The organism is Bacteroides sp. An19, from assembly GCF_002160215.1.
In the GTDB taxonomy this organism is placed as follows: Bacteria; Bacteroidota; Bacteroidia; order Bacteroidales; family Bacteroidaceae; genus Phocaeicola; species Phocaeicola intestinalis.
Genome location: NZ_NFKD01000062.1, coordinates 1 through 21,769, shown reverse-complemented (window position 1 = coordinate 21,769; position 21,769 = coordinate 1). Strand labels below are relative to the sequence as shown.

Annotated in this window: 20 protein-coding genes, 1 tRNA gene, 1 other RNA gene and 1 pseudogene; 11 read left to right on the top strand and 12 right to left on the bottom strand. The window is 46.2% G+C overall.

The annotated features are described in order from the left end of the window. Positions 1 to 327 precede the first annotated feature (327 nt). From B5F25_RS22655 to B5F25_RS17215, 6 genes are all read right to left on the bottom strand, one after another. Positions 328 to 450 (bottom strand): hypothetical protein, encoded by a 123-nt coding sequence (locus B5F25_RS22655; RefSeq protein ID WP_262483273.1) that lies wholly within the window; start codon positions 448 to 450, stop codon positions 328 to 330. Positions 451 to 574: 124 nt separating this feature from the next. Further along, the gene (locus tag B5F25_RS17235; protein WP_087251040.1) at positions 575 to 1,843 is read right to left on the bottom strand and encodes a PcfJ domain-containing protein; all 1,269 of its coding nucleotides are present in this window, start codon (positions 1,841 to 1,843) and stop codon (positions 575 to 577) included. Between the two features lie 3 nt (positions 1,844 to 1,846). Continuing rightward, a complete protein-coding gene (locus tag B5F25_RS17230) occupies positions 1,847 to 2,275 on the bottom strand; it encodes a PcfK-like family protein (RefSeq protein ID WP_087251037.1) in 429 nt (142 codons plus the stop codon). 5 nt (positions 2,276 to 2,280) lie between these two features. Continuing rightward, on the bottom strand, positions 2,281 to 2,532 hold the full coding sequence (locus tag B5F25_RS17225) for a hypothetical protein (protein WP_087251035.1): 252 nt from the start codon (positions 2,530 to 2,532) through the stop codon (positions 2,281 to 2,283). 17 nt (positions 2,533 to 2,549) lie between these two features. Next, positions 2,550 to 2,729, bottom strand: a complete 180-nt coding sequence (locus tag B5F25_RS17220; protein ID WP_087251032.1) for a glyoxalase — start codon at positions 2,727 to 2,729, stop codon at positions 2,550 to 2,552. Between the two features lie 374 nt (positions 2,730 to 3,103). After that, positions 3,104 to 3,493, bottom strand: coding sequence for a single-stranded DNA-binding protein (locus tag B5F25_RS17215; protein WP_087251031.1), 390 nt, complete (start codon positions 3,491 to 3,493; stop codon positions 3,104 to 3,106). Between the two features lie 117 nt (positions 3,494 to 3,610). Between B5F25_RS17215 and B5F25_RS17210 the strand changes: the two genes are divergently transcribed. From B5F25_RS17210 to B5F25_RS17200, 3 genes are all read left to right on the top strand, one after another. Further along, on the top strand, positions 3,611 to 4,048 hold the full coding sequence (locus tag B5F25_RS17210) for a hypothetical protein (RefSeq protein ID WP_140406972.1): 438 nt from the start codon (positions 3,611 to 3,613) through the stop codon (positions 4,046 to 4,048). Positions 4,049 to 4,228: 180 nt separating this feature from the next. Beyond that, positions 4,229 to 4,726 carry a translesion error-prone DNA polymerase V autoproteolytic subunit gene (umuD, locus tag B5F25_RS17205; RefSeq protein ID WP_087251027.1) on the top strand — a complete coding sequence of 166 codons (498 nt, stop codon included), beginning with the start codon at positions 4,229 to 4,231 and terminating at the stop codon, positions 4,724 to 4,726. Positions 4,727 to 4,729: 3 nt separating this feature from the next. Continuing rightward, positions 4,730 to 6,001, top strand: a complete 1,272-nt coding sequence (locus B5F25_RS17200) for a Y-family DNA polymerase (RefSeq protein WP_013619409.1) — start codon at positions 4,730 to 4,732, stop codon at positions 5,999 to 6,001. 512 nt (positions 6,002 to 6,513) lie between these two features. On the opposite strand, the gene B5F25_RS17195 is transcribed toward B5F25_RS17200, so the two are convergent. The 3 genes from B5F25_RS17195 to B5F25_RS17185 all read right to left on the bottom strand — a co-directional run bounded on the left by B5F25_RS17195 (position 6,514) and on the right by B5F25_RS17185 (position 8,858). Next, positions 6,514 to 6,711 carry a hypothetical protein gene (locus tag B5F25_RS17195; protein WP_013619410.1) on the bottom strand — a complete coding sequence of 66 codons (198 nt, stop codon included), beginning with the start codon at positions 6,709 to 6,711 and terminating at the stop codon, positions 6,514 to 6,516. A 529-nt stretch (positions 6,712 to 7,240) separates the two neighbouring features. Continuing rightward, on the bottom strand, positions 7,241 to 8,473 hold the full coding sequence (locus tag B5F25_RS17190) for a site-specific integrase (protein WP_087251025.1): 1,233 nt from the start codon (positions 8,471 to 8,473) through the stop codon (positions 7,241 to 7,243). Between the two features lie 297 nt (positions 8,474 to 8,770). Further along, positions 8,771 to 8,858 (bottom strand) — tRNA-Ser (locus B5F25_RS17185). Positions 8,859 to 9,018: 160 nt separating this feature from the next. On the opposite strand from B5F25_RS17185, the gene B5F25_RS17180 reads away from it, so the two are divergent. The 5 genes from B5F25_RS17180 (at position 9,019) to nspC (ending at position 14,654) form a co-directional block, all read left to right on the top strand. Continuing rightward, a complete protein-coding gene (locus B5F25_RS17180) occupies positions 9,019 to 9,291 on the top strand; it encodes an ACT domain-containing protein (RefSeq protein WP_022039868.1) in 273 nt (90 codons plus the stop codon). 14 nt (positions 9,292 to 9,305) lie between these two features. Then, entirely contained in the window at positions 9,306 to 10,670 is a 1,365-nt protein-coding gene (locus tag B5F25_RS17175) for a PFL family protein (RefSeq protein ID WP_022039867.1), read from the top strand. Between the two features lie 8 nt (positions 10,671 to 10,678). Continuing rightward, positions 10,679 to 12,991 (top strand): UvrD-helicase domain-containing protein, encoded by a 2,313-nt coding sequence (locus tag B5F25_RS17170; protein ID WP_087251024.1) that lies wholly within the window; start codon positions 10,679 to 10,681, stop codon positions 12,989 to 12,991. Between the two features lie 257 nt (positions 12,992 to 13,248). After that, positions 13,249 to 13,452, top strand: coding sequence for a hypothetical protein (locus B5F25_RS17165; RefSeq protein ID WP_158100021.1), 204 nt, complete (start codon positions 13,249 to 13,251; stop codon positions 13,450 to 13,452). Positions 13,453 to 13,490: 38 nt separating this feature from the next. Next, positions 13,491 to 14,654 carry a carboxynorspermidine decarboxylase gene (gene nspC / locus B5F25_RS17160; protein ID WP_087213280.1) on the top strand — a complete coding sequence of 388 codons (1,164 nt, stop codon included), beginning with the start codon at positions 13,491 to 13,493 and terminating at the stop codon, positions 14,652 to 14,654. Positions 14,655 to 15,152: 498 nt separating this feature from the next. Here nspC and B5F25_RS17150 read toward each other — a convergent pair whose 3' ends face one another. Beyond that, complete coding sequence (locus B5F25_RS17150) at positions 15,153 to 16,649, bottom strand: trypsin-like peptidase domain-containing protein (protein WP_087213278.1); 1,497 nt, start codon at positions 16,647 to 16,649, stop codon at positions 15,153 to 15,155. 259 nt (positions 16,650 to 16,908) lie between these two features. Between B5F25_RS17150 and rnpB the strand changes: the two genes are divergently transcribed. Both rnpB and B5F25_RS17140 read left to right on the top strand, forming a co-directional pair. Further along, an RNA gene (gene rnpB / locus B5F25_RS17145) (RNase P RNA component class A) lies at positions 16,909 to 17,270 on the top strand. A 114-nt stretch (positions 17,271 to 17,384) separates the two neighbouring features. Next, positions 17,385 to 18,689, top strand: a complete 1,305-nt coding sequence (locus B5F25_RS17140; protein ID WP_087251020.1) for a YihY/virulence factor BrkB family protein — start codon at positions 17,385 to 17,387, stop codon at positions 18,687 to 18,689. Positions 18,690 to 18,710: 21 nt separating this feature from the next. On the opposite strand, the gene B5F25_RS17135 is transcribed toward B5F25_RS17140, so the two are convergent. Beyond that, positions 18,711 to 19,529, bottom strand: coding sequence for a hypothetical protein (locus B5F25_RS17135; RefSeq protein ID WP_140406971.1), 819 nt, complete (start codon positions 19,527 to 19,529; stop codon positions 18,711 to 18,713). Between the two features lie 918 nt (positions 19,530 to 20,447). Between B5F25_RS17135 and B5F25_RS17125 the strand changes: the two are divergent. Further along, positions 20,448 to 21,049: pseudogene (locus B5F25_RS17125) on the top strand (Crp/Fnr family transcriptional regulator). A 121-nt stretch (positions 21,050 to 21,170) separates the two neighbouring features. Here B5F25_RS17125 and B5F25_RS17120 read toward each other — a convergent pair. Further along, on the bottom strand, positions 21,171 to 21,611 hold the full coding sequence (locus B5F25_RS17120) for a group II intron maturase-specific domain-containing protein (RefSeq protein WP_087251015.1): 441 nt from the start codon (positions 21,609 to 21,611) through the stop codon (positions 21,171 to 21,173). Positions 21,612 to 21,769: the final 158 nt, after the last annotated feature.

The following is a 21,769-nucleotide window of genomic DNA, read 5'->3' as shown; positions in this document are numbered from 1 at the left end:
GTAGGTTATTTTTCTGCCTCCGGAATGGGGCGGAATGGCTTTTCGGCAAATCGGACGGCAGAAATACGCTTGGAGTGAAGCCCCAAGGAAGATTTCTGCCAAGGCCGGTTTGCAACGGCAAGCCACGCCACATTTATTTTGCAGCAAAATAACCTGCAGGGCATCGATTGGCAGGATGACAAAAAGATGAAAGGGTAGAAAAGGAGATATACTACCCTAAAACAGTATATGTTAAGTGGAATATAAAAGGGATATAACAGGCTCGGCTTGCAAAAAAAGAACTGACGGGTTGCCGGGCAAACTAAAGGGGAACTCGCCATTTCCTTGTCAGCGGACTTGTACGCCGGCAGGAAAGGGTGTGTTCACGTTTGCCCATGCCGCAGAAGCCTCGCCGCCGTTTACAGCGGCATGGCCTGCGGCACAGCCCGTCATACCTGTGATATAGGGCAAGCCGTGGGTATCAAAGATGGATATAAGTGGGATGGGCTTTTATAAAAGGGATGTAACAGGAGAAGGCAGGGAGGCAGGGCACACCGGGAATATTCCCGATATGCCTTACCTTACCCAATGGTGATTAAGCACTAATCTGCTTCCTAATCAAGTTCATATTGCTGTTTACAAGGTTGACGATGCGCTCGTGGTATTCTGTGTTTTTGTTGCATAAGCCACGGCTTTGTACCACGCATAATCTTTCCAAGTCAACCTCCACAGTTTCAATACGTTTCCCATCAATGGTAGCCGATAATATCAGCGAGTTCTCCTTGCGGTAGTATGCGTTGGCATATACACAATGGTGCATCAGCGTACCCTCTTCCGCTATCTCGGCCACGCTTTCCAACACTCTGACTTTCAGCGTTCCGTCCGTGATGAGGATGCCGAAGAACTTGCCTTTCTGCAACAGGTACTCTTTCTCATATTGGGCGGCTTCCTTTCGGCGCAACGCCAGACGTTCACGTTCCTCCTTGCGGTTGCGCTGTTCCACCAATTTGTCGTGTTCCGCTTTCAAGTCGGCAGGGCAGACATATTTCGGGCTGCGTGTGTCCTTGCCCATTCGCCTAAGCAGGTCAATGGTATCGCACCACATTGAGCCGTCAGTAATGGTATATCCATTCCGCAGGCAGATTTTCACAGACGGCCAGTAATCGTCCTGACAAGTTGATGAGTGCAGGCAATAGCGCAACAAGTCATATTGTCCGGCTTTCAGTAGAGTTTCAACTTTCGGGTCGGTCAGCAATGCCGGTATGAGTTTTGCCGATTCAATGTCTTGCAAGTCGCTGCGGAAACCGTTTCTTTGCAAAGTGTCGATAACGCTGTATCTCGGATAGGTGTCAAAAGTGGCAATATGGCGGTACACTTCGTTGTCTCCCCGAATGGCCATTGGCGAAACGAAAGAAAAGGTGTCCATGTACCTGCCCAATATGCGCTGAATGGCTACAAGCGTCTGTTTGCCTTTGTCGTTCCACCAATACTGCCCGATTTCCAAGGCGTAAGGGTGCGCCTTGCAGCCTTTCTCCATTTCCACCACAAGCAGGAACATTCGCAGGGTTTGGTACTTCCCACACTTGTCAAGCAGGGTAAAATATGCCTTTTGCCGTATTTTGCGGACAAGGGTATTCTTGACCTCCAGCTTTGCGTGGCACTTCGGGCAGGTGCAATGCCCTGTCGCTTTTTCTCTTACCCATTCATGGCCGCAGTCCATGCAGGTTGTCCGACCCTTGGGCAGTCGGTGTGCAAAATGGCTGACACACTCACGGAATGCCCAAGCAAGCTGTGCCTTGCTCAAGGGGCGGAGCTTGCCGCTTTGGGCAAGTACAGCTTTCTCGAATTTGTTGCGTGGTTTCATCGTTCAAAAGCCAAATAAGTTAGGTTCTGTTTGTTTGGTCTCCTGTGGTTTTGCCGCCGACTTGCTCTTACGTTGCTGCATCTTGCGCAATTCCTCGGCTTGGTATTGGCTGATAGCCCTCTGCCGTGCCTCGGCTTTCTCTTCCTCGGTCAGTTCAATACGGTTGTTGACTATCACCTCGCAGTTGACGGGCTTGCCTATGTCTATGATGTCCTCGTCATAAAAATGGCAGGCGAGCGAATACACGTCATCGTCAGCCATGCCGACACAGCCCTCATTGGCCATTGCTTTGACTTGGTTGAGTATGAACGTGATGCAATCGTCCAAGTTCTTGTTTTCCTTGACATAAGCCACTGCAAAGAGTTCGTCCGTCTTGGCTCTTTCGTCCAAATAGCTCTTGATGGCCTGTTTGAAATGTTCAGTTCCTTTCATGGTTGTCATTGTTTGGTGGGTTGGATATAAAAGATGTCGCAGTCCACTACCTCTGTCGGCAAGCCGAAAGCAGGGCAAGGTGAAAAATAGGGTTGCAGGTTGCATTCACTGTCCATGACGGGCGAAACTACTTGTACGCCCATGTCCTTGTACCAGCGGTCGATGGTTTGTAGTTCTTCCTCTGTCAGTCCGCATGCATCTCCATTGACAAGGTAGCACAGACTCCATGTCGGTATCTTTTCGATTGTCTTTTCCATATGGGTATGCTTTGGGGTTAATTAATCTCTATCTCGTCAGGATAAACCACTATCTCCGCTCCGCTGCTCACTTGGACGATATAGCCTTTGTCGGTCTGTCCGACTATGGTTGCCGAGCGGTAGCCTTTCCACGGGGTCAGCAGCCAGCAATGCTTGCCGTAATCCTCAAATTCCTCTCTGTTGTCGTAATCGTACATATTGGTGTATGTTTTTGATGTTAAACTTTCCCTGTCATCGGTCCTTCTTGCCGTGACCGATTTGGGGTTTTATCGATGCGGCGGCTCGGCTATCGGGAAAGCCTCATGCGGCGGCTTTTGTTGCCAATTACGCTCCGCAAGGAGGAAGAATTTGCAAGAAATCCACTTCAAGCCGCCGCCATCAGGCGCGATGGCCGACCTTTGCATCAGTAAAACTAAACGGTGACGGCTGGAGGGCGGGATAAGGAATAGCCGGTATAACAAAGCGGGTAATGGTAGAACAGGTAGCTAATCATTTTAAAAGGAGCAAGGCTTCACGTGCATTGAGCACGAAAAAAGCGGCCGAAGCCGCTCTTTTCGAAGAAGGAAGCGGTCTATGCCGCCTCCTTCTGTTTCTTGGCGCGAGCCTTAGGTTGGGGCTTCTCGGCCTTCTCCTGTTTCTCCACCGCCTCGTAGAACTTCTTGGCCACGAACTTGATGCCGTTCTGCTTCATACCGTTCTTGTCGGTCCATTCTTCGGGCTTCAAATAGCCCTCTATGGTGAGCAGCGTACCTTTTTTCAGCAACTCGAACGATGCGCTGCCGCTCTTGCGCCAGGCTTCCACGTTGATGAAAGCGGACACGCGGTTGGTGGCGTTGTCCTTGGTTTCCTTGCGGCCGATTGCCATCGGGAAACTGGCTACATCGTTGTTGGTGAACGTGCGGATTTCAGCGTCCTTTGCTACAAAACCTGTGATGATGAAAGAATTTTCTACTTGCTTCATGACTGTAAGTTTTTAGAAGTTGAACAATTAATTTTTACGGATGCAAGAAGATATTGCAGGCATAGGGTAGCACCAAGGGAGGCACGCAAATACGCAACATTTTATGTGAAGCGGAAAATGTCGGAAGATTTTCGTGACACGCCATTGGTCAGAACGTCAGTGTCCCGTAACGCCATCGGCGAGCTGCATTATATCTTTGCATCATGGAAAAATATTGTGGCTTCGATAAACGACGGCCATGTAAGAAGCAACACGAAAATTCAGCCACAGGTTGTGATGAAGGATGCTAATAATCCGCCTGCCAAAAGAAAAAAGCCCGTTCCGATAGCTCTGCAACGGGTCAGGTATGAAACGGCGATTCCAACCACCTCTTTCATTATGGAAGCCGCAAGGGCGGACGCGATACCGATATTGCCAGAAAAAAAGGCCGCTCTACCATTGGAGAGGAGATGCCTGAAGATAAGACTGACGGATAGGGAATGTGGACAGAACAGCTGTCGGTGTGCCGGTTCCGAGGCAACGGAAGAAATTAAGGAAAGCCGGCTATCAACCTAAACCCAAGATACGATGAAAGAATGGCGCACGACTGCCATCGGGAAAGAGCATCGGTCGCCTTTGGCGAAATGTAAGCCAATAAAAGGCGTAAAAGTGTGGAAACTCATAAAATAAAGACGGACAAGCGCATAAAAATGGTATTTTTGCAAAACGAATGGTAATGCAACAAGAGAACAGGAAATGGAAGATTCACATAAAACAGTCGTCAATGAATCCGGAGTAGAAAAGGAGGACGGGGTAAGGCTCATCCTCTATTCGGCCGACCTGAGCAGCGAGCTGCTGTTGGACTTTGCCGATGGTGGCATCCGTGCAGGATTCCCATCCCCTGCACAAGACTACATGACGGAGAGCATCGACCTGAACCGCGAGTTGGTTCGCCATCCCGCCACTACGTTCTATGCCCGTGCCGTAGGTGATTCTATGAAGGACTGTGGCATCGACAACGGCGACTTGTTGGTGATAGACAAGTCCATCGATCCGCAGGAGGGTGACATCGTGGTGGCCTACATTGATGGGGAATTTACATTGAAGCGGGTAAAGTTCGATGTCAAGGGTGATTGCCTTTGGCTGATGCCTGCCAACAAGGACTATCCGCCCATCAAGGTGACGGAAGAAAATAATTTCATCGTGTGGGGAGTATTGACCTACAACATCAAACGCCAATATCGGAGGAAGTGAATCATGTTCGGTCTAGTGGATTGCAACAACTTCTATTGTTCGTGTGAACGGGTCTTCAATCCGGGATTGCGCACACAGCCAGTGGTGGTGCTGTCTAACAATGACGGTTGCATCATTGCCCGCAGCAACGAGGCAAAGGCGTTGGGTATAGAAATGGGTACGCCTTTTTACCAAGCAAAAGAATTGCTGGAGCGTGAAAAGGTTGCCGTGTTCAGTTCCAATTACACACTTTATGGTGACATGAGCCGCAGGGTGATGATGCTGCTTTCGGAATTCACGCCCGAATTGATGCAATATTCCATCGATGAAGCTTTCATCGACCTTACAGGCATGGGCGGTGGAGAAGCATTGCGTGAGTACGGCAAACGCATCGTGCGTACCATTGGCAAGGGTACAGGAATCCCGGTAACGCTTGGCATAGCTCCGACCAAGACCTTGGCAAAAGTGGCAAGCAGGTATGGAAAGAAATACAAAGGTTACGGGGGTGTCTGCCTGATTGACACCGAAGAAAAGCGCATCAAGGCATTGCAAGGTTTTGACATCGCCGATGTGTGGGGCATTGGCAGACGCTCTGCCAAGAAGTTGGAATACCATGGAGTCAAAAACGCATGGGATTTCACGCAGTGGAGTGAAAGCCGGGTAAGACGGTTGCTTACCGTCACAGGTGTGAGGACATGGAAGGAACTCCGTGGCGAAAGTTGCATAAACATCAGCGAACTGCCCGAAAAGCAGAGCATCTGTACCAGCCGCAGTTTTCCCGACAAAGGTTTGTCTGAGTTGGAAGTGGTGGAAGAAGCAGTAGCCAACTTTGCCGCTTCATGTGTCCGCAAGTTGCGTGAGCAAAAGAGTCGTTGCTGCCAACTGACCGTATTCGCTTATACCAGCCGTTTCCGCAACGATGTGCCAAACCATATTATCAACCGCACAGTTACATTGCCCATGCCCACCAACGACCAATTGGAGTTGGTAGCCGCAGCAGTCCAAGCACTCCGTACTGAATGGCGTGAGAATGGAAGATACCACTACAAGAAAGCCGGTGTCATCGTGTGGGACATTAGTCCAAACACTGCCGTCCAAACTGTCCTCTTTGACTCCATAGACCGTGCCAAACAAGCTCGCCTTTCAGCGGCTATCGATGCCATCAACCAACGGAATGGTTTTAATACCGTAAAAGTGGCAAGCCAAGGCACGGACAAACGTTGGCACTTGAAATGCGAACACAAGTCAGCCCAATACTCCACAAACCTTAACGAAGTCATCAAAGTCAAAGTCTGAACAGTATTCTATTGCCTTCAAAAAAGAAAGGCTGGTGCAACTGGCAAAGTGGTTTACTCCTTTCCTTGTTCTATATATACAAGATGTCATTAAACTTAATTTCTAAAACTATTATTATTCATTACCAAAGAGATGTTGCAAGAGGTTTACTTCGTTCCTTGTAGTATATACAAGAAAATTTAAACCTACTTTTTAAATTCCTGCTTGCGCAATCAAGTCCGGATAGGGCTTTTAGGTAAATCAGTCAACAAGTACTCACCGACAACAGCCATAACTTTTCTTTTGGAAGGAAAAAACAAATTGAATCCACTACTTTTGTACACTTGATAGGTCAACTCTCTTCTGACGACACGCAATTGCCTTGACATACTATTTGATTCCATTATCTGGAAGGATGTCGTCAAGCGTCATAACATGCAGAACACGACTGACGCAGTTCACCGTCATTTTTCCAGTCCTTTGCGAGCTTTACTCTTTCGATTCATGAATTTTCCTAACTATAATATTGATTTTTAATAATTCTCTTCACATATGTTATCAAGTTCCCTGATTATACATGATACACTTTTTCCAGTCAGACATTCAATGTCATACAGCAAATCCACCAAAAAGTGATATGCCTTACTTCCGGCTTCCGTAAATTCTCCCGTACTGTCGAATACCTCACCGACACATCCAATTCCTTGTAGCAATTCTTCCAATGTCTTCATCCGTTTTTGAATTTAAGTTTACTTTCCCTCTGTTCGACGTCCTTCAATCGGAAGCCGCTTCGGTTTTTCGGTGCAGTAAAAGGTTGCCGAAAAAGCCATTCCCGATGTTTTTTCCGGTAAATTACTCTTGCAATGCAAGGAAGAATTTGCCGGAAATGCACTTCAAAACGGAGGGAACAGGCGCGGCAACCTATATTCGCACAAGATAAAACCTCTGGCGGTGGCGGTATGGAGGCTGCAACATGGAATGTTCGGACTGATATAAAGGGCAAGAGGCTTGAGAAGCAAGGTCTATAGAAAGGGTTGGTAAGCATATATATAAGGATAACGGCAGACTTCAAGCCGACATTTCTTTGTAACTTACAACCGGTAAAATAGGAACAACCCGACACAAAATATCATGCAGGACGGATTGCTCCGCTCTGCATCAGAACTGAATTAGTCATAACTTAATTTGTTTGATGTTGTAAAATTACTCTTTTTATATTAACAGTCAGATTAAATCTTGACTAATTCAGATAATTATTGTTTAGTCTGATGTTAAATGTGTAGCTGCATCATTGAAACAATCTAGTTTCTCAGATAAATTCATCATGTCATGCTCTATCTTTTTATTGGTGATGCGGGCATAAATTTGTGTTGTTTTTATATTTGCATGACCTAACATCTTTGATACCGATTCTACGGGCACCCCTTTGCTGAGCATCATTGTGGCGAACGTGTGTCTTGCGAGATGATAGGTCAACCGTTTTCTTATTCCACATAAATCCGCGATTTCTTTCAAATACGCATTCATCTTCTGATTAGAAAGAATGGGCAGTAATTTCCCGTCTTTTGTTTTGCCTTTGTACTTGTTGATAATCATTAAAGGAATGTCCAGCAATAAAATATTGCTTTCGACATGGGTTTTCTGCCTCCTTGTCATTATCCATTTCTTCCCGTCAAGAGTTACAATGTTGTCTTGGGTCAGATTTGCCACATCTATGTATGCAAGCCCACAGAAACACGAAAATATGAATATATCACGGACGGATTCCAAACGTGGAGTGGAAAACTCTTTTTCCATGATTCTTGTAATTTCATCGTCTGTGAGGAAACCCCTGTCAACGGATTCGAGATGGAAACGATGCTGGGCGAATGGATCGTGCGTCAATACGCCGCACTTTTGTGCAAATATGACTACGGTCTTAAAAAACTTCAATGTCTTGGTTGCACTATTGGGCTTAAGACTGACCACTGTGCGCAGGTAAATATCAAAGTCATGAATGATTACATGGGTCAATTCAGACGGCATTATATCCTTGCGACCATATTTCAGTTTCAAGAAATTCTCAAAGTGTTTTCCAGCCGCAGAATATTTGTGATATGTGGCCAGCGTTTTCCCTTTACCAACTTGAGCCTTGATGTCCTCAAGGTACTTGCCGTAGAAATCGAGGAAAGTTGTACATTCCTTGTTCTTGCCAAGATAAATGCTTTTTATCTTATCAAGGGTAAGATCCTTGTCAAACTGGTGCTTTAGGAAGATATTCCGCAAATCTGATGAAATGTTGTCAATTTGGGCATTGGTGTTCAAGACCTCGGAAGTACGTCCTTTAAGGCGATTTGTTTCGTTTGACCATTTTGTCTTGTCAACGTTGATTCCTGCAGACCCGACAGTAAGCATTTTTCCATTAAGATAAATCCGTATCATCAACGGTGATTTACCTTCCTTGTTTACGTAATTTGTGCGTATATAATACGACACCTTAAAAATAAGTCTCATAATAACACGTTATTTGTGTAGCGCTTTGGCCACAAAGTTAAACATAAATATCTGATATTAAGCGACTTACAAGGCGTCAATATGGGCTTCAAAAGTACGTCTCTGCTACATTTTTTTGGCGGTTGGTCTTCCTGTAGCAGGAAATGTAGCAGGAAATGACCGAAATGTGACTGCCAACCGATGCATTTATACCGTCAAGATTTGGCGTATATACATGAAAAAAGCACCGTAATCACTTGATTTACGGTGCTTTATAAGCTTTTCGACCCCTTATTTGAATGTCTCCGTTCGGAGCCTTGGCGGAGAGACAGGGATTCGAACCCCGGGTACCTCGCGGTACAACGGTTTTCAAGACCGCCGCAATCGACCACTCTGCCACCTCTCCTTAAACTGTAGGGTAAGTGCTTCTGGTTTTCAAAAGCGTTGCAAAGGTACGGATTATTTTTGAATATGCAAGCGTTCGGGCAAAAAAAGTATGAGAAAGGGGGAGTTTTACTAAGATTTGTCTATCTTTGCCCTCATTATCAAACTTAATGAACGGAATTATGAATAAGGCTATTATTACTGTTGTAGGAAAAGATTCGGTAGGCATTATTGCCAAAGTATGTTCGTATCTTGCAGAAAACAATATCAACATTCTGGATATATCGCAGACTATCGTGCAGGAGTTCTTCAATATGATGATGATTGTGGATATGGCGCGTATTGCAAAACCGTTTGAGCAGGTGGTTAATGAACTGACTGAAGTAGGACAAGCGCTAGGCGTGCAGGTGAAATGTCAGCGTGAAGAGATTTTCGATAAAATGCATCGGATTTAAAAAAAGGCTGGCTTATGATTAATATATCAGAGGTTCTGGAAACCAACAAGATGATTGAAAAAGAAAATCTGGATGTGCGTACCATTACAATGGGTATCAATCTGTTGGAGTGTGCAGATAGCAACGTGGATATTCTTTGTCAGAAGATTTATGAAAAGGTAACCCGGCTTGCCAAAGACTTGGTAAAGACAGGAGAAGACATATCGAAAGAATACGGGATTCCTATCGTGAACAAACGTATCTCGGTTACGCCGATTTCATTGGTGGGTGGGGCAGCTTGCCAGACTACTGCCGATTATGTAAAGGTTGCACGTACGCTAGACCGTGCAGCAGAGGAATTGGGGGTAAATTTCATCGGTGGCTATTCGGCTATCGTCTCTAAAGGGATGACACGAAGTGATGAATTGCTGATTCGTTCTATCCCTGAAGCCTTGGCCTGCACCGAACGTATCTGCAGCTCGGTGAATGTAGGTTCCACTAAGACGGGTATCAATATGGATGCAGTGCGTCTGATGGGGGATATTATCAAGGAAACGGCTCGGCTTACTGCAGAGCGTGATTCGCTGGGCTGTGCCAAGCTGGTGGTATTATGCAATGCTCCCGATGATAATCCGTTTATGGCAGGTGCATTTCACGGCGTTTCGGAAGACGATGCCATTATCAATGTGGGCGTAAGCGGTCCTGGAGTAGTGAAGTATGTACTCGAACAGATTCGGGATGCCGATTTCGAAGTGTTGTGCGAAACTATCAAGCGTACAGCGTTCAAGATTACCCGTGTAGGACAGCTGGTGGCTCAGGAAGCCTCGCGCAGGTTGGGGATACCCTTTGGCATTATTGACTTGTCATTAGCTCCTACGCCGGCAGTAGGCGATAGTGTAGCGGATATTTTGAAGGAAATCGGACTGGAACACCCGGGAGCACCGGGAACTACGGCGGCATTGGCTTTGCTGAACGACCAGGTAAAAAAAGGAGGTGTAATGGCTTCTTCGTATGTAGGAGGTCTGAGTGGTGCTTTTATTCCGGTGAGCGAAGACCAAGGGATGATTGATGCGGTAGAAGCAGGGGCACTGACTATCGAGAAACTGGAAGCGATGACTTGCGTATGTTCGGTAGGATTGGACATGATTGCTATTCCGGGCGATACGCCGGCTACTACTATTTCGGGTATTATAGCCGATGAGTCGGCTATTGGTATGGTGAACCAGAAGACTACGGCGGTGCGTATCATTCCGGTAGAAGGAAAGAAAGTGGGCGAAACGGTAGAGTTTGGTGGTTTGTTGGGATATGCTCCTGTTATGCCGGTCAACCGTTTCAGCTGTGAGGCTTTTGTGAACCGGGGAGGACGCATCCCTGCACCGATACATAGCTTTAAGAACTAAGCAGAAGTATGGCAGTTGATTTAGACGGACTGAACGAGAGCCAGCGGGAAGCGGTGCTCTATATCGACGGGCCTTCGCAGGTGATAGCAGGGGCAGGTTCGGGTAAGACGCGTGTATTGACATATAAGATTGCTTATCTGATGGACCAGGGTTATGAGCCTTGGTCTATCCTGGCTCTGACTTTTACCAATAAGGCGGCCCGGGAAATGAAGGAACGCATTGCACGGCAGGTAGGAGAGGAGAAGGCACGTTATCTGTGGATGGGGACATTCCATTCCATCTTTTCCCGTATCCTGCGTGCCGAGGCAGAACGGTTGGGCTTTTCATCTGATTTTACGGTATATGATGCGGCTGACTCGAAAAGCTTATTGAAAACCATCATTAAGGAAATGGGGCTGGATGACAAGACTTACCGTCCGGGACTGGTACAGAGCCGCATCAGCCAGGCAAAGAACCAGTTGGTATTGCCTGTGGCGTATGCGTCAAATGCTGAATGTTATCAAAGTGATGTGGAGGCAAAAGTGCCTGCCATACGTGATATTTACCTTCGTTATTGGGAGCGGTGCCGGCAAAGCGATGCCATGGATTTCGATGACTTGCTGCTTTATACCTACTTGCTGTTCGAACAACATGCTGATGTGCGCGAGAAATATGCCTCACGCTTCCGTTTTGTATTGGTAGATGAGTATCAGGACACTAATTACGCCCAGCACCGCATCGTGTGGCAGCTCACCGAGAAATACCGCAAGGTATGTGTCGTGGGAGACGATGCACAGAGCATTTATTCGTTCCGTGGAGCCAATATCGATAATATCCTTCATTTCAGACAGACTTACCAGGAAGCGCGGCTTTTCAAGCTGGAGCAGAATTACCGTTCTACACAGACCATTGTGAAAGCCGCCAACAGCTTGATAGCGAAAAACCGCGCGCAGATACACAAAGAGGTGTTTTCGGAGAAAGACAAGGGCGAACCGATTCCGGTGTTCAAAGCTTATAGTGACGTGGAGGAAGGAGAAATCGTTGCAGGTACGATAACCCGGATGGTGGCGAGAGACGGATACGGATATGATGATTTTGCCGTTCTGTACCGCACCAATGCACAGAGCCGTATTTTCGAAGAATCGTTACGTAAGCGAGGGCTTCCTTACCGTATTTATGGTGGATTGTCTTTCTATCAGCGGAAAGAGATTAAGGATGTGACGGCTTATTTCCGCTTGGCGGTGAACCCTCATGATGAAGAAGCGTTCAAGCGGATTATCAATTATCCGGCAAGGGGTATCGGCGATACGACACTGAATAAAATTACAAGTGCGGCTACGCAATACAATGTCAGTCTGTGGACGGTACTGAACGAGCCTTTGGCGTATGGTCTGTCATTGACGAAGAGTACAGTTGCCAGATTGCAGGGGTTCCGCGACCTGATAGCCGGATTTGCTTCGGATGTGGCAAGCAAAAATGCCTACGGCTTGGGGCAGGACATTGTCAGGCGTTCGGGGATTGTTGCCGATGTATACCGGGACCGGTCGCCCGAAAATCTGAGCCGGCAGGAGAATATAGAAGAGTTGATCAACGGTATGCATGACTTTTGTGCCAGCCGTGAGGAGGAAGGGAACAGCCGTGTGTCACTTTCGGATTATCTGCAGGAAATATCCTTGCTGACCGACCTGGATAGCGAAGAGGGTGAAGGTGCCAAAGTAACACTGATGACCATTCATTCGGCCAAGGGGCTGGAGTTTAAGAATGTGTTTGTAGTTGGGCTTGAAGAAAACCTGTTCCCCAGTCCGATGGTGTCTGGAAATTTAAAGCAGCTTGAAGAAGAACGGCGCTTGTTCTATGTAGCGATTACACGTGCCGAGGAGCATTGCTTCTTGTCTTATGCCAAGTCGCGCTTCCGGTATGGGAAAACAGAGTTTAGCAGTCCCAGCCGTTTCTTGGGTGACATTGATGCGCGTTATCTGAAATTGCCCGAAGAGGACGCTGCCTTTTCACGTACTACGCAGAACGAGCGTGCCAGCCGATTGGCTCCAGAAGCTTCGTCGGGCATTTCCCGTCCGAAAGTTGCAATGGAGAAGCCTCGTGTAGTCTCTGTGGCAAGTCCGCGTAATCTGCGTAAGCTTTCCCCAGATGCTCCGGATACGGCAGGTCCGGCACTTGGAGCAGGTCTGTCGGTTGGTCAGATGATTGAACACCAGCGTTTTGGTATCGGTAAGGTAGTGAAAGTAGAAGGCACGGGCGACAATTGCAAGGCGACCGTAGAGTTCCGGCATGCCGGTGTGAAGCAGCTTTTGTTGAAGTTCGCCCGTTTTAAAGTAATAGAATAATGTTTTTCACTACAGGCGAATTTAAAAAATAAAATGAATATCCGCATTTTGCCCAATAAGGAGTTAAAAGGAATTATTTCAGGGAGTTAAAATGATTTAGAAGCCAATACTTTAGCATCGATTCTGTAGAGACGATGTGCACATCGTCTCTACTACGTGGCATATACAAAATGCACATACCGCATGAAGTATAACTCCTGCCGAAGGCATAACTCCTTCTAACTCCCTTTTAGAAGCTGTTTTGAATTTATCGTGCGATGATTTGGGATGAGTTTTTGAGGCATTTTCGCTTCTGTGATGAGGAAGATAGCGGGCTATCTGACGAAGAACAGGAGCGAAAAAGACCAAAAAATCGCCCAAAGCACACACGAAAACGGATACATCAAGACAAGAAAAACTTTTTGGAGAAATTCAAAACAGCTTCTTATACCATGGGTATTTTGCGGAATTCAAAAAAATAAAAATAATCTGTGTTGAGAAAAAGCGAAACAGTAGTAGTATGTTAGATGTAACTAAAGTTCCTTCTCCGTGTTATGTAATGGAAGAAGATTTGCTCAGGAAAAACCTGGGGGTGATAAAGTCGGTAGCCGACCGGGCTGGGGTAGAAATTATCCTTGCGTTTAAAGCATTTGCGATGTGGAAATCGTTCCCGATATTCCGCGAGTACATCAGCCATACGACGGCAAGTTCGGTGTACGAGGCACGTCTGGCTTTCGAAGAGTTCGGAAGTCGGGCGCATACCTATTCGCCGGCTTACACCGAAGCTAATTTCCCAGAGTTTCTGAAATATAGCAGCCATATCACATTCAATTCACTTTCGCAGTTCGAACGTTTCTATCCGATGGTTAAGGCTTATCCTGAACCGGTTTCTTGTGGTATACGTGTCAATCCGGAGTATTCGGAGGTGGAAGTGGAACTATATAACCCTTGTGCGCCGGGCACACGTTTCGGAGTGACGGCAGACTTGCTTCCCGAACGTTTGCCCGAAGGCATTGAGGGTTTTCATTGCCATTGCCATTGCGAGTCCAGTTCGTACGAGCTGGAACGTACGCTGAAGCATATCGAAGAAAAGTTTTCGCGCTGGTTCCCGCAGCTGAAATGGCTGAATTTGGGAGGTGGGCATCTGATGACCCGTAAGGACTATGATGTAGAACATCTGATTGGATTGCTGAAGGGGTTGAAGGCACGTTATCCGCATTTGCAGATTATTCTGGAGCCTGGCTCTGCCTTTGCCTGGCAGACGGGACCGCTGGTGGCTTCGGTGGTGGATGTGGTAGAGAGCCGGGGAATCCGTACGGCGATTCTCGATGTAAGCTTTACGTGCCACATGCCCGATTGTCTGGAGATGCCTTACCAGCCGGCGGTGCGTGGGGCAGAGTCGCTTCCCGCCGATGCGGTCAAGACGGCAGGTCCCGAAGCCCACGTGTATCGTCTGGGTGGGAACAGTTGCCTGAGTGGCGACTATATGGGAAGCTGGAAGTTCGACCATGAAGTGCAGGTGGGCGAACGGATTGTGTTCGAGGACATGATTCATTACACGATGGTGAAGACGAATATGTTCAACGGTATTCACCATCCGTCTATTGCCCTGTATCATAGCAATGGTGAACTGGAAGTATATCGTACCTTCGGTTATGAAGATTACCGTGACCGGATGTGTTGAGAAACTGTTTTGAATTTGTCGTATATAAAAGCCTCCTCAAACGAACATAAGTGAACCGTCTGACTCACTTATGTTAAACGCCTAAGTTACTTATGTTAAACGGGCAAGTTACTTATGTTCGTTTGCTGAGCCTCTTTTGCCCGTTTTTCCGGATAGTATCATAGCCAGACGCAGGAGGTTGCGGAAGCCCGCGGATATAGGTGCGTCGGCAAACGCATATAGGTCCATCCGCTGTAAGATTATTAATCTTACACCAGACGAAGTTTTCTGCATCGGGAGAAGAAGATAACGACAACCTTTTGAGAAACTGTTTTGAATTTCTTCAAAAAGTATTTCTCCGTCTTGATGTATTCGTTTTCGTGTGTGCTTTGGGCGAAGTATAAGATGCCGTTTAAAGTATAACAAAAAAGAGGTTCCGTAACGTGCGGAACCTCTTTTTTGTTAGAGTGTGCAATCTGCTTTTACCTTTTTATCCTATGAAAACTACTATTTATATTGTTAATTTTGTGCCAAGTCTACGGCATAGTTGGCGCGCTTGCCCGACGGATAGACACCGGTCATGAACAATACCTGGTCGGGCGACTGGGAAGCCGCTTTCATCACGTCTTCCAAATCCTGTACGGTACGAAGTTGTTTGCCGTTGGCTTTCAGAATGATGAATCCTTTGCGGATACCGCTGTCTGCCATACGTCCGTCGCTTACACCTGTTACCTGTACACCATATCCTAAGTTGAGCTGGCGTTTCAGTTCGGCAGGCACTTCGCGGAAGGCTGCTCCCAGCAGTTCCATGTCGGCTTTCTTCACTACTTTCGTATTACCTTGAGCGTTCTTCAGAGTGATGGTGAATTCCTGGTCTTTCTTGTCGCGGAATACTTTCACTTTCACCTTGTCTCCCGGACGTTTCTTGGCAAGGATGCCTTGCAGAGAAGCCATGGTTTCTACCTTCTCACCATCTATGGCAATGATGACATCGTTTACTTTCAAGATGCCGGCAGCCGACCCTTCTTCTTGTACTTCTACAACTTGTACACCATATCCGATGCCCAGTTCTTTCTGCTCCTTACGGATTTCTTCCGGAAATTCTTCTTTACCCATATCGCGTCCTCCGATGCCCAACAAAGCACGCTGTACGGTTCCGTATTGCTTCAGGTCGGTCACCACCTTGGTCATGATGCTGGTAGGTATGGCGAAGCCGTAGCCCGAATAAGCTCCGGTGGGAGAAACCAGCATGGCGTTGATACCCACTAACTCGCCTTTTGCATTCACCAGTGCACCACCACTGTTTCCTTGGTTGATGGCGGCATCGGTCTGAATGAATGATTCTACCTGATTGGCACCTAACCCACGTGCCTTGGCACTTACGACACCCGCCGTTACGGTAGAGCCCAAATTGAAGGGATTACCTACGGCAAGCACCCATTCGCCTACCTTCAAGGCATCCGAGTCGCCTACCGGAATGGCAGGAAAATCATCGCCTTCTATCTTCACCAAAGCCAGGTCGGTAGTAGCATCGGTACCGATAACCCGTCCTTTCATTTCCCGTCCGTCGTGCAGCTTGACCGAAATCTCGTCGGCATCATCAATCACGTGATTGTTCGTCACAATGTATCCGTCCTTCGAGATGATAACGCCCGAACCGAATCCGCGCTGTTCGGGAGTCTGGACCTGCTGCTGGCGTCCGCGGCCGTCACCGAAAAAGAAATCGAAAATATCCGGTTGGGTCTGTATTACCTTCGTCTTACTCCGCTGGATAGCCATGATGTGTACTACAGAGTTCAGTGAACTTTCGGCAGCTTGTGTCAGGTCGACGGGCTGCATTTTCGATGTATCGAATGCAGCATATTTAGCTGGAGTAGCCGTTTGGAACTCTTCGTAGAAAGAAGCGTTCTTTGTATCTTTAGACTGGAGGATGGCATACGAAGTCACTCCTGCCACTCCTGCGCTTACAGCAATCAGTGCGACTGCTCCTAATGCGAACTTAGTTGTCTTTTTCATATCTATAACTGGTTTAAATTGTTAATTTCGTTATTGCTTTAACATTTCATCTGCTAAAGTAGAACAAATATTATGCGGTTGTACTCCTTGTGTGTTCTTTTTTCTCTCTTTTAACAAAGCAAGACAGCTCCTTAACCGCGCTTAACGGGGATAACTGACAAATTTGCATTCATTATCAGTCACTTTTGCAGTCGCAAAAGATATTTCTCGTAAAAATGGCAGGAGGAATGCATTTATTGCGTACCTTTGCAGTCAGAAAGCAGTCGGACGGTCTGTCGCTGGTGTTTCGGCACAAGAGGAAAGTCCGGGCAACGCAGAGCATCCTACTTCCTAACAGAAAGCTATCCGCGAGGGTAGAGTAATGCAGAAGAAAATAACCGCCGCTCCTACCCGGAGAGGTAAGGGTGAGAAGGTAGGGTAAGAGCCTACCAGCCGCGTGGTGACACGCGGGCTGTGCATCTTAGGAGTTGTAAGGTCGTGTAAACCGGCATTAACGAGGGTTGCTCGCCCCACGTCGGAGGGTAGACCGCTAGAGCCTTTTGGTGACAAAGGGCGTAGATAAATGACAGACACCTTATATTATATAAGGAACAGAACCCGGCTTACAGGCCGGCTGCTTTTTTTAAATTAAGAATGAAGAATTAAGAATGAAGAATTTAACTTCGTCCGCATGGCATTGGCTTACGCCGAACGCTGTTTCTTCATTCTTTATTCTTCATTCTTCATTTAATAACTATGAGACTGCAATCTTGGCTTCAATTCTTGACAGACGGCATCTGGAGAATCACCGAAGATGAGGTAACTCCAGTGAGGAAGCGCCTGTATTCGTGTGTGAAAATCATTTACCTTTCGATAGAGCAGTTCTTGAACGACCGCATTCCGGTGCGTGCTTCGGCACTGACGTATAGCACATTGCTGTCTATCATTCCCATCCTTGCCCTGCTGTTCGCCATTGCCCGCGGCTTCGGTTTCGATGCATTGATGGAGCAGCAAATCAAAAGCGGTGTGATAAGCCAGCAGAGCGAGCTGGTGTTTTCGTGGGTCAATTCTTACCTGCAACACGCGCAGAGCGGCATCTTCATCGGCGTGGGCCTGATTATGTTGCTGTTTACCATCCTGATGCTGATAGACAACATCGAGCGCAGTTTCAACGCCATCTGGCAGGTAAAGCGTCCCCGCACGGTGTTCCGCCAGATAACCGATTATTTTTCGATGCTGCTACTGCTTCCGTTGCTCATTGTTATCTCCAGCGGTCTGACCATCGTGATGACCACGTACGTGAAGGATTTGGAAACCTTCCTTCTGCTGGGACCGATGCTGAAGTTCCTGGTGCGTCTCGTCCCGTATGCCTTAACGTGGGGGATGTTCATCGCGCTATACGTGTTCATGCCCAACACGAAAGTGAAGCTAAGCCATGCCTGGTTTCCGGGGATACTGGCAGGTAGCGCCTTTCAGGCTTTCCAGTATTTCTACGTCAACAGCCAGATATGGATTTCGAACTACAATGCCATCTACGGAAGCTTTGCCGCCATCCCGATGTTCCTGTTATGGACACAGGTGTCGTGGACCATCTGCCTGTTCGGTGCCGAGATGAGCTACGTCAGCCAGAACCTTTCTTCGTTCAGCTTCGGGAAAGAAACGGCGCATATCAGCCGGCGCTACCACGATTTCTTCTGTGCCATCGTGCTCTCCGCTATCTGCAAGCGGTTCGAGCACGAGCAGCAGCCCTATACGGCAGAAGAGCTGAGCAAAGAGCATAAGATTCCCATCCGGCTGACAAAGAATATCCTCTACGAGCTGACCGATGTCCGTCTGGTTTACGAAACTTCTGATGACGATAAAGAAGGAAACATCCGTTACTTGCCCGGAATGGACATCAACCGCCTGACCGTAGGTGTGCTGATAGAGCGGCTGGACAGTGCCGGCGCCGAAAACTTCAAGATAGACAAGGAGGACTATTCGGCTTCGTGGCATGCCCTGATTGAGGCAAAGCAGGTGTACCTGTACCAAAGCGGACGCATTCTGGTGAAGGATTTGTAGCCGGAGTACGGCATTCTTTTTTTAATCATCAAAAATCCCAATGTCGTAGAAAACAGTTATATCATTATTAGGTTGTATGCTTTTCATGTAAAATTCAAGCGCAACATAAGGTGAAGCAAAGAACTTGATATTTTGTATCTGCCTGTAGTCTTGGCTAAGCAGATATAGATAAATGCCCGCACATATTTCTTCTCCGCTGATACCTGGCTCATATTTTATGTCGTATGCTTCGCAGATGTTTTCTATTTTCTGGAAACGCATGCACTTAATAACCTCATCCATATACATAGGGTCAATATATTCAGCATAGCTGCCACAGATACCTTGAAGCCTTCCGGATGCCAATTTTTGTCCAATCGGAACATATTCCACCTTATCTACGACCGGCTTTTCAATTTGGTCGGACAGGTTTTGAATGAATAGAAGTTCTTCCCTCTCCTCTTCATTTTCAGCATTAGGGATGAGATGCGTTACATCTGTTTTGATATGATTCTCCACTACCGCTTTTTTTACAAGCGCTATGATTTCCTCTCTTGTAAATCGTCCTTCATAACATTTCACCATGTCTTCCAATGAAACATGTGAATCGCGGAAACTGGCAGCTATAAGTCCATGTATGTTTTCCTCACAATACGTGTTAAAGCCCTCTATCATATCCCCAAATTCATCGTTCGAATCTTCTATTCTGTCGGAAAAATAATTGCTTTGGATTTCTATGTTGTCGTTCGATCTTTCTTTTATAAATTGCAGTGCATCCTTGTAGTCTTCAGACAAGCACATTTCATCGTCCATCAAATAATCGACATGCAAAACAATTTCTTTATTCACGATGTCTGCCATTCCCTCGAATATGTCTTCCAAATCCATATTGAGTATTTGCAACCAGTTATTACTCAATATTTTGTGAGTTATAAGTCAGAAATATGGGCATAACCTTTAGGGGTACATTCTAAAAGGTGAAGATTTAACCTTTTTATTATTTTTTAACACTCAAAGAGCGGTGGTAGAGGGTATTTTCCCTCTTTTCGGTACTTTATTGATGGTTCGATGTTCCCATCTTTCCACATTGCTTGGCTCGTTCGCACAAGCCACTACAAAGGTACTACAATTTCCAATAAAGGCAAGAGGACAGCAATTCAAATCTATTATTTTTGAGGGAGTGAAATCTGCCGCTTGCCAAATTTCTCTCTGTCGAAAATAATAGTCCTCTGAAAAGAATGAAAACAGCATTGATAAAATTGCCTTATTAAGGGGGGGCTATGCTGTTTTATGCTATTATTTCGTCAGTCGTTTATCTCCGTTGCCGGATGCAGTTTTCAGCCAAGCCGATGAATAAGAAAAGTTTTTGGAGCTGTTTACTCTCCAACGGAGGACGAAACTGCTCCAAATGGTTTACCGCTTGAACTTTTCGTTTTCTAAAAGAGGTTTGGCAACCTTTGCATCCGACAAAAGGAGATAAATGACCAGATATATAACAGTAGTATTACATTAAGGTAAAGAACAACCATGGTATAGTATTATTGCAATTTAACTATTTAAAGTTTGTTTATAATCAAATCATTTAAAGATTTTTGTCCTTCTATGATTTTTTGTATTTGATAAATGTCGTAATTAAATAAAAAATACCCACCGTCAAGTTAGAAGTGCAACTCCTCCACCGCCTTCCTCCGCCCTTTCCGCTACGCTCCAAGGACGGAGGAAGGCGGTGGAGGAGTTGCACTTCTAACTTGACGGTGGGGATATAAATAACTTTAGCCTATGAGTATTCAATTTGACATTGCAAAACAGATTATAGTTGAAACATGCCCTAATCGCAAACTTAAGTTGGAGAATATTCGCCTTTTTGCAGATATTATTCAGCTAAGAAATATCAAAAAGGTGATATAATTCTAAATGAAGGTGATATCTGTAATTGCCTATTTTATATAGAAAAGGGATTTATTAGACAGCACTACCTAAAGCATGATAAGGATGTGATAGAACATTTAGCATGTGAAAAAGATGTTGTCTGGTGTATTGACAGCTATTTTAACCGAGAGCCAACACATCTTATGATGGATGCTGTAGAAAACAGTGTTTTATGGGAAATTCCGCGTGATATAATGGAAGAACTTTCTGATGCTAATGGTGATATAGCTTATCTATATCGGAGTTTTTTTGAAAATTCCTTAATGTTATCACAATTAAAGGCTGACATTTTACGTTTCGAATCAGCAAATGACAGATACGCTAGATTACAGCAACATTTTCCTGAAATAACTAGAAGAGCACCTTTGACAATGATTGCTTCATATCTTCAGATGACATTGGAAACATTAAGCAGAGTACGTGCATCAATAGCTAATGCTGAGAGCAAATAAAGCAAACTAACTATTAGGACTTAACTAAATCGAGTAGGAGGAAAACGAAGTAGTTTTCTTCCTACTTTCGTTTTCCGACCTCTCACACTACCGTACGTGCCGTTCGGCATACGGCGGTTCCTTAGTGCTGATGCAATTTGACATATAAGTCCACAAGGCAAGGGTAGCCTTGAAGTTTTAGCCTCTCGTTATTCATGGCTCGGCATAGGATCGGACTTCCTGCCGTGTTCCAATATCCACCACGAGTATTGGCCCATTGCCAAGCTCGCCACCTGTCTATGCCACATCTCACGAGATTCTTGAACCTTGCGCCGACTTTCTTCCAACTCTTCCAGACATAACTCCGGATTCTGTGACGAAGCCATTTATCCGTTGTTTGGAGGATGTTACGCATATCAGCCAATTTAAAATAGTTCATCCAACCATTGATGAATTGGTTCAGCTTGTCTTTCAGTTTTGCGTAACCCCAACCATTACTTCTTGATGTCAGCTCTTTCAGTTTCACTTTCATCTTAGCAACCGATTGGGGATGCAGGCGCAGACCGCATTTCCCGTTCATCATAGTACGCTCGGCATGAGTATTAGCTAACGGGTGCAAGTTCCCAATGAGCCCTAATAGCGGGAATCATACAGCCAAAAGCAAGGGTGTCCATCGTGAGGTGGAATCTGAAGGAAGCTGGCGGCAAACATCTGGTCTGACGAACAGAAACTTCATATAAG

Excerpts from the sequence above, each read along its gene's own strand:
- B5F25_RS17230 (WP_087251037.1), bottom strand. The coding sequence starts at position 2,275 with ATGAAAGGAACTGAACATTTCAAACAGGCCATCAAGAGCTATTTGGAC.
- B5F25_RS17140 (WP_087251020.1), top strand. The coding sequence starts at position 17,385 with ATGAGACTGCAATCTTGGCTTCAATTCTTGACAGACGGCATCTGGAGA.
- umuD (WP_087251027.1), top strand. The coding sequence starts at position 4,229 with ATGGAAGATTCACATAAAACAGTCGTCAATGAATCCGGAGTAGAAAAG.
- B5F25_RS17175 (WP_022039867.1), top strand. The coding sequence starts at position 9,306 with ATGATTAATATATCAGAGGTTCTGGAAACCAACAAGATGATTGAAAAA.
- B5F25_RS17150 (WP_087213278.1), bottom strand. The coding sequence starts at position 16,649 with ATGAAAAAGACAACTAAGTTCGCATTAGGAGCAGTCGCACTGATTGCT.
- B5F25_RS17200 (WP_013619409.1), top strand. The coding sequence starts at position 4,730 with ATGTTCGGTCTAGTGGATTGCAACAACTTCTATTGTTCGTGTGAACGG.
- B5F25_RS17235 (WP_087251040.1), bottom strand. The coding sequence starts at position 1,843 with ATGAAACCACGCAACAAATTCGAGAAAGCTGTACTTGCCCAAAGCGGC.
- B5F25_RS17225 (WP_087251035.1), bottom strand. The coding sequence starts at position 2,532 with ATGGAAAAGACAATCGAAAAGATACCGACATGGAGTCTGTGCTACCTT.
- B5F25_RS17210 (WP_140406972.1), top strand. The coding sequence starts at position 3,611 with ATGTCGGAAGATTTTCGTGACACGCCATTGGTCAGAACGTCAGTGTCC.
- B5F25_RS17120 (WP_087251015.1), bottom strand. The coding sequence starts at position 21,611 with ATGATGAACGGGAAATGCGGTCTGCGCCTGCATCCCCAATCGGTTGCT.
- B5F25_RS17170 (WP_087251024.1), top strand. The coding sequence starts at position 10,679 with ATGGCAGTTGATTTAGACGGACTGAACGAGAGCCAGCGGGAAGCGGTG.
- B5F25_RS17215 (WP_087251031.1), bottom strand. The coding sequence starts at position 3,493 with ATGAAGCAAGTAGAAAATTCTTTCATCATCACAGGTTTTGTAGCAAAG.
- B5F25_RS17195 (WP_013619410.1), bottom strand. The coding sequence starts at position 6,711 with ATGAAGACATTGGAAGAATTGCTACAAGGAATTGGATGTGTCGGTGAG.
- B5F25_RS17180 (WP_022039868.1), top strand. The coding sequence starts at position 9,019 with ATGAATAAGGCTATTATTACTGTTGTAGGAAAAGATTCGGTAGGCATT.
- nspC (WP_087213280.1), top strand. The coding sequence starts at position 13,491 with ATGTTAGATGTAACTAAAGTTCCTTCTCCGTGTTATGTAATGGAAGAA.
- B5F25_RS17220 (WP_087251032.1), bottom strand. The coding sequence starts at position 2,729 with ATGTACGATTACGACAACAGAGAGGAATTTGAGGATTACGGCAAGCAT.
- B5F25_RS17190 (WP_087251025.1), bottom strand. The coding sequence starts at position 8,473 with ATGAGACTTATTTTTAAGGTGTCGTATTATATACGCACAAATTACGTA.
- B5F25_RS17165 (WP_158100021.1), top strand. The coding sequence starts at position 13,249 with ATGATTTGGGATGAGTTTTTGAGGCATTTTCGCTTCTGTGATGAGGAA.
- B5F25_RS17135 (WP_140406971.1), bottom strand. The coding sequence starts at position 19,529 with ATGGCAGACATCGTGAATAAAGAAATTGTTTTGCATGTCGATTATTTG.